The organism is Pelotomaculum sp. PtaB.Bin117 (assembly GCF_002067195.1).
GTDB classification, from domain to species: domain Bacteria; phylum Bacillota; class Desulfotomaculia; order Desulfotomaculales; family Pelotomaculaceae; genus Pelotomaculum_D; species Pelotomaculum_D terephthalicicum.
Genome location: NZ_MVQM01000128.1, coordinates 1 through 7792, shown reverse-complemented (window position 1 = coordinate 7792; position 7792 = coordinate 1). Strand labels below are relative to the sequence as shown.

The window sequence follows — 7792 nt, the reverse complement described above, 5'->3', positions numbered from 1 at the left end:
TCGCCAGGTTTTAGTCCTTTCAGAGGTTTACCTCGTCCCAGACGCTCGGTACGTTGCCAGAGGTACAGCGTCTTGATCGGTATCCCCAACTTCTCGCTCGTCGCTCGTACTCCATGCTGCTCACAAACTCTTAGTGCTTCTCGTTTGAATTCCTCTGTGTATTTGTTTGCCATTTTCGCAACATCTCCTTGACTCTATTTTTGTCAAGGGTGTGCGCTTTTATTGTATCATTCCAGTTTGGATAACGTAGGAAATCCAAACGTTTGGATTTTTTCCGCCATTCATGCGCCAGCTTGCTGTTGGCTTGTGGCGTTCCGCTAAAGCAAATTCAAGAATGGCTGGGGCACAGTGATTTTGCAATTACGGCCAATACATACGCCCATCTGGAGTTTAACTCTAAATTGGCGTCGGCCAATGCCATGACATGGATTGACAAGACTTCTCTCTCTGCTACCGTCTTAACAACAGTGCCACAGTTACGATTGCCTGAACCAATGCTAATGTAAAATAAGCTGTCAGTTCATAAGCCTATGGACTGACAGCATTGTAGACTGTAATGTTTGATCAATTTAGATGCAGCTATTTTCATCCAAATCTTTATTCTTTCCGTCTAACGCTAAAGGAAGACCAAGACCAACTGCAAGACATTGGCCAATACCACATATTTCCTCCTTTGGAAGTGGCAGCTTATATAAAGGCGATCTTTTAAGGATGACCTCATTTTTTAAACAAATCAGAATGTGACCCGGTGCGGGTTGCTGTAAGAATGACTAAATTTCCATTTATTTTATAAATAAGCAGCCAATCGGGCCCAATATGGCATTCCCGGAAACCAATATAGTTTCCTGTTAGTGCATGGTCGAGATGTTTTTTGTCAAGTGGCTTTTCTTCCAAAAGCGTTTGCAAGACTTCTTCCAGCAAATCCATCTTGCATCCACGCTTTTTCGCTAATTTATAGTCCTTGCGAAATTGTGCGGTTGTTTTTAATGTCAACATTCGCTGTCAAGATCTTCGAACAGTTCACGCGCTGAAGCATAGCTTTTCGCCGGGACTTTTCCACTGGCAATGTCTCTTGTTTCCTGCATGGCTGTCTCTGTTACAGCATTAAAACGGGGCTGCTTCATTTCAAAAGGTAAGCCGCCCACCATTAAGGACTGACGGAGAAAAATATTTACTGCATCGGTGATGGTAATACCAAAGCTGGCAAAAAGCTGTTCTGCCCCCGCCTTTGTTTCCGGGTCAATACGAATGTTGATGTTTGCTGTTTTTGCCATTAGCTCACCTCCTCGCATTTATTATTATATCCCATTGTGCGCACATTATCAATACAATGTGAAACTTTTTTAATAAAATATGTGTAATTATGGTCAGTTGGGGGCAACCTTGACATTGGACAATGGTATATAATACCCGCGTAACTCCCGGCTGTCCAATGTCAAGGGCCGACCCCCTGTATTCCTCACTAAGGTCTTCCTGTACAGGGTATCAGGGTTATTAAATTATTATAGGGATAAAAAACAAAAACCACCTTTACGGTGATCTTTATGCTGATATTGTAATGTGTGATCAATTTAGATGCAGCTTGTTTTTCACAAAAAGAACTTAAATGGATGGAGAATATCGCAGAATTATCGTATAATAATAGCAGAATAATTCTTTATGAGGAGGCGAGTTTTATGATCATTAAATCTTCTACCAGCTTGCGCAACGATTACGGCAGCATTTCAAACCTTGCACATGAAAAACAGGAGCCAATCTACATAACCAAAAACGGTGAGGGCGATCTCGTGGTTATGAGCATTGAGGCGTTTGAAAAGCGCGAAGAAATCATAAAGCTGCGGGCGAAGTTGGAACTGGCAGAACAATCCCGTCTTGCCGACGAGCCGGCTTTTACGCTGGAGCAATCGAAACAGCGTTTGGATACAATCTATGAGAAAACCAAAATATAAACTGGAGCTTCTGACACCTGCCCAGCGTGAACTGGAGGAAATTGCTCTCGTACATATGGAACTCGTGGGTGTAGAATCGGCACGCAAAATTACGGACCGCATCTATAACGCGCTGGCTCATTTGAGAAGCCATCCGAATATGGGTATAGCGTGCATAGATAAAATGCTCCGGTCGGAAGGCTATCGGATGCTCATTTGCGGCCATTATCTGTGTATCTATCGACTATTGGGTGAAACTATCTTTTTTACCATATCGTGGATGGCAGAGCGAATTATACTCGGCTACTTGCGGACATGCCGATGCAAGGTGAAAGCAACGACTGATTTAGTTGGGCAAAAAGCTGGTTAATATCCGAACGCCTCTCCGATAAGGAAAAGGTTCGAATTTGATTGCTTTGGAAAGCCAGGTCAAAAAAGATATCATGGTTTTGACGTATTATACTTATTTTGTTTGATTGAGACAATGCATATCTGGAACAGTTATACAGCTATTTAAAGGCTTATCAGGTAAAGTACGGCTATACGACAGTGTTCTGCGTCTCTCTCTGATTTTCACTGATATAAAAGCTTCTTTTCTACGCCAGTTTTTCCAAATTACTGAATCTAAAATTTTATTTTCAGGAGTTCTTCCTTAAAAGCAGGCTTCCTCGGATATATTGCCAGAAGCTGCGAGACGACCTGCCGGGCCTTCTCTGAAGAACCTATCTTTAAAAATTGCCTGATGAGGGAGCAAATCTCCCGGTACGCTTTACGGTTTCCCGCCCTTTGCGCTTCATCGAGGATATGCTGTATAAAAAGATAATCAACCTCGTTGCGGAAAACGGGAAGCAGGTGCTGATAGTATCTGGTGATATAGGCTGGTCTGGCCTTGACATATTCGAGAAGCTTCTTTTGTTCCCCTTCCTCAATCAAGATGGAGGGATAATTATCCTGATAGCCCTTTTGCTCTTCAAGGGCTTTGATTAAGCCGGGGTATACCGAGGCCCATTCCTTGTCCGGATATGACTCCTTTAATTCCTTATAGTAATCAAAGCTGCCGTCGAGGATGAACTCCACGGCAAGATTGCGCCGTTTATCCAGCTGTCCGGACAGCCTGTACGCTTCATATCTGGCTTTTTTCCACTGATTGATGAGACCATGCATGCCCCGGTCACGCTGTTCGCCTTCCAGGGCCAACCTTTCAACACGATCGTAATCCTTGTTAGCCATTGCAGCTTCAATGGCCTTTTCTCTGAAGAGTGGGAAATTGATGTTTTGCTCCAGGAAATCCGCCGCGTGAACCTCTCCTTCAAACTTGAGAATCAACCGGTGGAGGATCGCGGCGATTCTTTCTGCCAGGTACCGTGAACTCCATGAATCATTCAATTCTTCAACGGTCGAGTTTAATTGTCTTTCAAATATTTTCCTTTGACGACCGTCATTAACAAGGTTAGCGCAGGTTTCCAGCAGACTCAACCGCCAATCGGACCATCCGTCGTAGATTTTTCTTGCAGCTTCATTTAGGAGCTTTTGAAAACAATATGCAGAAGCTTCCGTCGGTAGACCGCTGTCCGCCATTTCCGCTAAGGCTGCGAGTGAGTGATTAATAACGCTGCCTACATCTCCGCCGGAATCATCGGCGGACTTCAGCAGGGGGAGCATTTCGTGAAGAACACACAGGTAAAGTTCCAGTGCTCTTTTATAATCACCTTCGGTTGCAGCCTGCTCCGCTCTTTCCAGCACCATCCAACCGCCTTGGACGGCATCGGGGGCTTCAATCTCCGCTTGATGGATGGAAAGATAATCATCCAGATGCTCGTTTGTCCGCTCCACGGTTTGAGAAAATCTAAAGGCAAACGTTTTATTTTTTCATCCATCATATTGGGGAGTCCGGGACGGTGGTGGGCAAACACCAAAACGGCTGAATTCCAATTGGATTCATGTTCGAGCAAAAATTTAACGCCCGCATCCCGGTGTTCGACCGGCAACGACTTATAAACAGTATCCTCATGCAAAGCAGCCTGATTGCTCTCATCCAGCTTTCCCAGATCGTGAAAGTCAGCAGCCTTCATCACAATGGATTGGAACGCTTCTTTGCAGTCTTCCGGGATAAAAGGCGTCATAGCTTCAAGGTTATCCTGAGCACGGGCAACCACCCCGGTCACATGCGCGGCATATGATTGAGGCGGTTTTCCATCCCGTGTGCTGTGCGCCAGAACCTCGTACATCATGACATTTGCTCCATCAAATCAATAACCGGGGCGGCTTTGCCTGCCAGCTGAGCATTCAGCACAGCAATGCTTTCACGTAGCGAAGCCTCATCATAGTCCTTCCAGGAAACTGCCGCACGCCCGTCTTCATTGATTTTCACCGGCGTGAGGGCTTCAATAATCTTGAAATCGTTAAAAGTGCCCCTTGCGCGGTTATGCTCTACATAAAAGGCATGACGAATTCCAACCTGGGGGCGAATGTAGGAGGCGCTTTCCGAGTAGGCATACGGTATCAGACGAAGCAAGAGCTCAATATCCTTTTTGGTGCAGCGTGTCTGCTGCGCAGCTGTAGCATTAATGAAAAAAGGCATTGCATACAGACCATACGAAACAATCCGGAAAGCAAGCGGCGCCATACCCTTGCTCTTATCGTCCTCCACAGGAAGGACCTTTGTGGTCGTCATCCGTTCAATTTTAACGGGCGAGAGTGAAACGCCCAACCCGAACTGAACCACACCTGTTTTAATAAAGGAGCCCTTTTCATCCGATTCCTCCTCGAGAAAGGTTGCGCCGAAAACACGTACGTGTATTTTAGTAATAGCTCCGGCGTCAGTCCGAGCGTGTGGATTGAGCTTGATACCGCAAAGCAGGCACAGGTGCTGCTCGGTTATCTCACTTAAAAACAATTCGGATCTTATCCTCTTAACTGATAAACATAAAGGACACATTAGCAATATAATTAGATTTATTATATATAGACTAATATCATACCCAACACCTAAAGCAGAAGATATTATTTTGAGATTAAAACCTTATTGTAGTGAAAAATTTCCCTGGGATGATGTAATGCTTTTATTAAATAAACATAGTAAACATAAAACTGAAAATAAAGAAATTAAGCCCAAAGTAAACACATTACCTCCGATAGACTTAAGCAAAACTAAAACAAGGAAAGCAAATAGAAATCCAGACGCCGCCAAAAAACAGGAGAATCATTTAGTATCCGACAATATTAATAATAAAACAACTTTTTTCAGATTGATAGAAAATATCAATTCCCCAGAGGATTTTATTTTTAGATCTGAAAATATCTTTTCAGGGCTGCAACTTTTAAAAGCTAGCCGGAATATATGACCACCTCAACTGAGTTTGAGTTATTTGAATTGTTTCATATTAAATTAAAAGAATTTATAGACAAAATCATAGAAATAAATGCAAGGAAATCAATAAGTATAGTTTCAAAATGTCAACCACTATATGCAATTGTTAAGGAACGAGTTTTTCTTGATGACTTCTGGATTGATTATAAAAATTGGCTAGATAAAATTAGTTCCTTAAAAACAAAAGTATTGAAAAATGCAGGATTTTTATATTTCAATATGAAGGAGCGTAATGGTCGTATAACTGCAAGAGTATGGTCAAAAGAAGGATTGACTTTTTTCCAACTGTCACCATTAGATATAAAAGATGATTGTAATAAATGGCATAGACTTCTGATTACATATATGTTATGTGCACTAGCCGACTTAGTCTCGTTTCGTGGTAAGCAAACAACTAATAGACTACCTAATCTACCAAAACACCCTAACCAACGTAAACTTCTTAATAATAACAGAAATGCAAATATTTATCGTCCTAGAGCTAAACAAGAATCACAATCAAATGAAGATAAAGTTGAACCATATACTAAGAGAAACCCATTTTTTGTTGCCTGGCACTTAAGGAAAATAATGAAAGGAAATACCGCTTCTGCTGAAGCAAGGAATAAAGCAATAGAATATGCTAATTTACCTTGGGATGCGTGGGATACTGAATGGAAAGGATTCACCTTTGTTAGTCCGCACGTACGTGGTGGCAATAAAGTTAACAATCATGATATTAAGAAATTAATAGTTAACAGATTAGCTGAATCCTTTTCGTTAACAATAGATAACCTCTATAAATAATAAATATCTATTCAACAAAGGCCGGAAAGCAAAGGTCACTTAATTGCCCGGCTATGACTCTTTACCCGATACCTGACTTGATTGTTTCATTAGGAAGTATCTGCTTAATGCTAATGGTATTCTATGGGGTTATACCCATGTCCATCTATACTTTATAACGATTCCTATACTTTTTAACGAAAGGTAGATTTTGCTTTACAGAGGGGGTGCATCTTTTCACGAAAGGATGCAAATAACAAAAAAGCACCGTCTTAGACGATGCTTAATCTACCCTAGAAGGCTGAAAAGCCCATGAGTTCTGGGCTTTTCTATTGTATCAAATATTGAGTTTATATTTGTTATGTGTGATCAATTTAGATGCAGGTTATTATCCAGACATAGCCCCTAATAACAAAGCTAAATTTCTTTATATCAGTTTCACATAGTCCTGTGCGCCATAAAAAAAGCGATGAATGATAATCACACTAGCCGCTTGATCAACCTTATAAACCAGCACATAGTTTTTAATGGTCGCTTTGCGATATCCTTCCTTTTCCAAGAAAGCATCATGACACCGTTCATACATAAGCGGATTGCTTTTCAAATAGCTGTAACATTTTTCCACTTCATCAAGGAAATTGGCAGCTGCTATGGGGTTTGCAAGCTGAATGGCAATGTACGAGACGATATTATCCAAATCGCTGTGAGCAAGCTCCGAAACAACCAGCCTATACATTGTATTTTTCTCTTATGCTTTTCAAAGAGGTGTCTCCGTCCAGCATCTTTCCTTCCGCTATCTGCGCCTCGGCTGCAGCCAATTTGTTATACACGTCAAGCATAAACAATTTTTCCTCGTACATTTTTACGCTCATGATAACCATATCACCATAACCGTTTTTGGTAATATATATCGGCTCGGTTGCCTCTTGGCACATTTTAGAGATTTCGCTTGTATTTTTCAAATCTCGAATCGGAATGATTCGCGGCATAACCATCAACCCCTTTCTGTTTTTGTGGCATTATTATACCATAATCATGACCCGATTAACAAAGCATAATTGAATTTTCAATAAAAAATTAGAAAACGGCTGATTTTTTATTCCTTGGCGGCCTAATATTTGACCAGCAAGTGGCCTAATTTTTAATTGACATTAACACCCTGAGCGCCCTGGAACTTGTGCGGTGGTTGATCATTGCCACTCCATAACATCTTCTCCGAATGAATAAACCGCCTGCGCAGTAACTATCAAACTGTGCGCAGCATATAAATGATCATTTATATGCTCCCATAATAAATGCAAAGAAGCCAATTGCAAATGCAATCGACTTTTTTTCGACAAAATATTTTGTAATGTGTGATCAATTTAGATGCAAGTAAAACGATAATCATAAAATTCTCTAAGATGACATTTCGATTGCATCTTGATTCTTTGTTTTTAGGTAATTCGCCAAAACTTGCTATCCTATTTTATACCAATAGTAAACGCCAGCCTTTTCTCACTTCTTTTCAGTTTGAATATCATCTATTATTCTTTGTTTTTTTTTTCGATTACTTTATTAACCATTTCGTGAATTTCCCTAATATCGCTCCGTAGGCTTCGATTATCATTGCGTTCAGATTCAGCAATCAGGTCATTAAAACCAATATAATCTTAAGGGCACTGAAAAAGTCCATTTGCAGCAATGCAGATGGACTTTTTGTCCAAAATTTTTGTCCAAAAATGGTATA

General features: G+C 41.2%; 11 protein-coding genes and 1 pseudogene. 5 read left to right on the top strand and 7 right to left on the bottom strand.

Translation table 11 applies throughout. From position 1 onward, the window contains the following. Positions 1-260 precede the first annotated feature (260 nt). Positions 261-506 (top strand): annotated as a pseudogene (locus A4E54_RS09085) (tyrosine-type recombinase/integrase); the annotation flags it as partial. 211 nt (positions 507-717) lie between these two features. Here the strand turns inward: A4E54_RS09085 and A4E54_RS09080 are convergent. Both A4E54_RS09080 and A4E54_RS09075 read right to left on the bottom strand, forming a co-directional pair. Further along, positions 718-996: a type II toxin-antitoxin system YafQ family toxin gene (locus A4E54_RS09080; RefSeq protein ID WP_240083498.1), complete on the bottom strand. Its 279-nt coding sequence runs from the start codon at positions 994-996 to the stop codon at positions 718-720. Next, entirely contained in the window at positions 990-1274 is a 285-nt protein-coding gene (locus A4E54_RS09075) for a type II toxin-antitoxin system RelB/DinJ family antitoxin (protein WP_240083499.1), read from the bottom strand. Before A4E54_RS09075 ends, A4E54_RS09080 begins: the two co-directional genes overlap by 7 nt. 402 nt (positions 1275-1676) lie before the next feature. On the opposite strand from A4E54_RS09075, the gene A4E54_RS09070 reads away from it, so the two are divergent. Further along, the gene (locus A4E54_RS09070; protein ID WP_240083500.1) at positions 1677-1949 is read left to right on the top strand and encodes a type II toxin-antitoxin system Phd/YefM family antitoxin; all 273 of its coding nucleotides are present in this window, start codon (positions 1677-1679) and stop codon (positions 1947-1949) included. Further along, a complete protein-coding gene (locus A4E54_RS09065) occupies positions 1930-2298 on the top strand; it encodes a type II toxin-antitoxin system RelE/ParE family toxin (protein ID WP_240083501.1) in 369 nt (122 codons plus the stop codon). Before A4E54_RS09070 ends, A4E54_RS09065 begins: the two co-directional genes overlap by 20 nt. A 254-nt stretch (positions 2299-2552) precedes the next feature. Here the strand turns inward: A4E54_RS09065 and A4E54_RS09060 are convergent, their stop codons facing one another. From A4E54_RS09060 to A4E54_RS09050, 3 genes are read right to left on the bottom strand one after another with little or no spacing between them, the layout of a single operon-like run. Further along, complete coding sequence (locus A4E54_RS09060) at positions 2553-3674, bottom strand: hypothetical protein (protein WP_286725728.1); 1122 nt, start codon at positions 3672-3674, stop codon at positions 2553-2555. Next, entirely contained in the window at positions 3575-4159 is a 585-nt protein-coding gene (locus A4E54_RS09055) for an HD domain-containing protein (RefSeq protein ID WP_240083503.1), read from the bottom strand. Before A4E54_RS09055 ends, A4E54_RS09060 begins: the two co-directional genes overlap by 100 nt. Next, positions 4156-4824: a type I CRISPR-associated protein Cas7 gene (locus A4E54_RS09050; protein ID WP_286725725.1), complete on the bottom strand. Its 669-nt coding sequence runs from the start codon at positions 4822-4824 to the stop codon at positions 4156-4158. Before A4E54_RS09050 ends, A4E54_RS09055 begins: the two co-directional genes overlap by 4 nt. A gap of 112 nt (positions 4825-4936) precedes the next feature. Between A4E54_RS09050 and A4E54_RS09045 the strand changes: the two genes are divergently transcribed. Together A4E54_RS09045 and A4E54_RS09040 are read left to right on the top strand one after the other, a co-directional pair. Next, positions 4937-5272, top strand: coding sequence for a hypothetical protein (locus A4E54_RS09045; protein ID WP_286725722.1), 336 nt, complete (start codon positions 4937-4939; stop codon positions 5270-5272). Continuing rightward, the gene (locus A4E54_RS09040; RefSeq protein ID WP_240083507.1) at positions 5269-6084 is read left to right on the top strand and encodes a hypothetical protein; all 816 of its coding nucleotides are present in this window, start codon (positions 5269-5271) and stop codon (positions 6082-6084) included. Before A4E54_RS09045 ends, A4E54_RS09040 begins: the two co-directional genes overlap by 4 nt. 406 nt (positions 6085-6490) lie before the next feature. Here A4E54_RS09040 and A4E54_RS09035 read toward each other — a convergent pair whose 3' ends face one another. Beyond that, positions 6491-6799 carry a type II toxin-antitoxin system RelE/ParE family toxin gene (locus A4E54_RS09035; RefSeq protein WP_240083508.1) on the bottom strand — a complete coding sequence of 103 codons (309 nt, stop codon included), beginning with the start codon at positions 6797-6799 and terminating at the stop codon, positions 6491-6493. Next, positions 6792-7052: a type II toxin-antitoxin system prevent-host-death family antitoxin gene (locus A4E54_RS09030; RefSeq protein ID WP_240083509.1), complete on the bottom strand. Its 261-nt coding sequence runs from the start codon at positions 7050-7052 to the stop codon at positions 6792-6794. Before A4E54_RS09030 ends, A4E54_RS09035 begins: the two co-directional genes overlap by 8 nt. Between the last annotated feature and the right edge of the window lie 740 nt (positions 7053-7792).

What these genes read in the sequence shown, in the direction of transcription:
- A4E54_RS09065 (WP_240083501.1), top strand. Translation starts at nt 1,930, where the DNA reads ATGAGAAAACCAAAATATAAACTGGAGCTTCTGACACCTGCCCAGCGT.
- A4E54_RS09075 (WP_240083499.1), bottom strand. Translation starts at nt 1,274, where the DNA reads ATGGCAAAAACAGCAAACATCAACATTCGTATTGACCCGGAAACAAAG.
- A4E54_RS09060 (WP_286725728.1), bottom strand. Translation starts at nt 3,674, where the DNA reads ATGGTGCTGGAAAGAGCGGAGCAGGCTGCAACCGAAGGTGATTATAAA.
- A4E54_RS09070 (WP_240083500.1), top strand. Translation starts at nt 1,677, where the DNA reads ATGATCATTAAATCTTCTACCAGCTTGCGCAACGATTACGGCAGCATT.
- A4E54_RS09035 (WP_240083508.1), bottom strand. Translation starts at nt 6,799, where the DNA reads ATGTATAGGCTGGTTGTTTCGGAGCTTGCTCACAGCGATTTGGATAAT.
- A4E54_RS09055 (WP_240083503.1), bottom strand. Translation starts at nt 4,159, where the DNA reads ATGATGTACGAGGTTCTGGCGCACAGCACACGGGATGGAAAACCGCCT.
- A4E54_RS09030 (WP_240083509.1), bottom strand. Translation starts at nt 7,052, where the DNA reads ATGCCGCGAATCATTCCGATTCGAGATTTGAAAAATACAAGCGAAATC.
- A4E54_RS09080 (WP_240083498.1), bottom strand. Translation starts at nt 996, where the DNA reads ATGTTGACATTAAAAACAACCGCACAATTTCGCAAGGACTATAAATTA.
- A4E54_RS09040 (WP_240083507.1), top strand. Translation starts at nt 5,269, where the DNA reads ATGACCACCTCAACTGAGTTTGAGTTATTTGAATTGTTTCATATTAAA.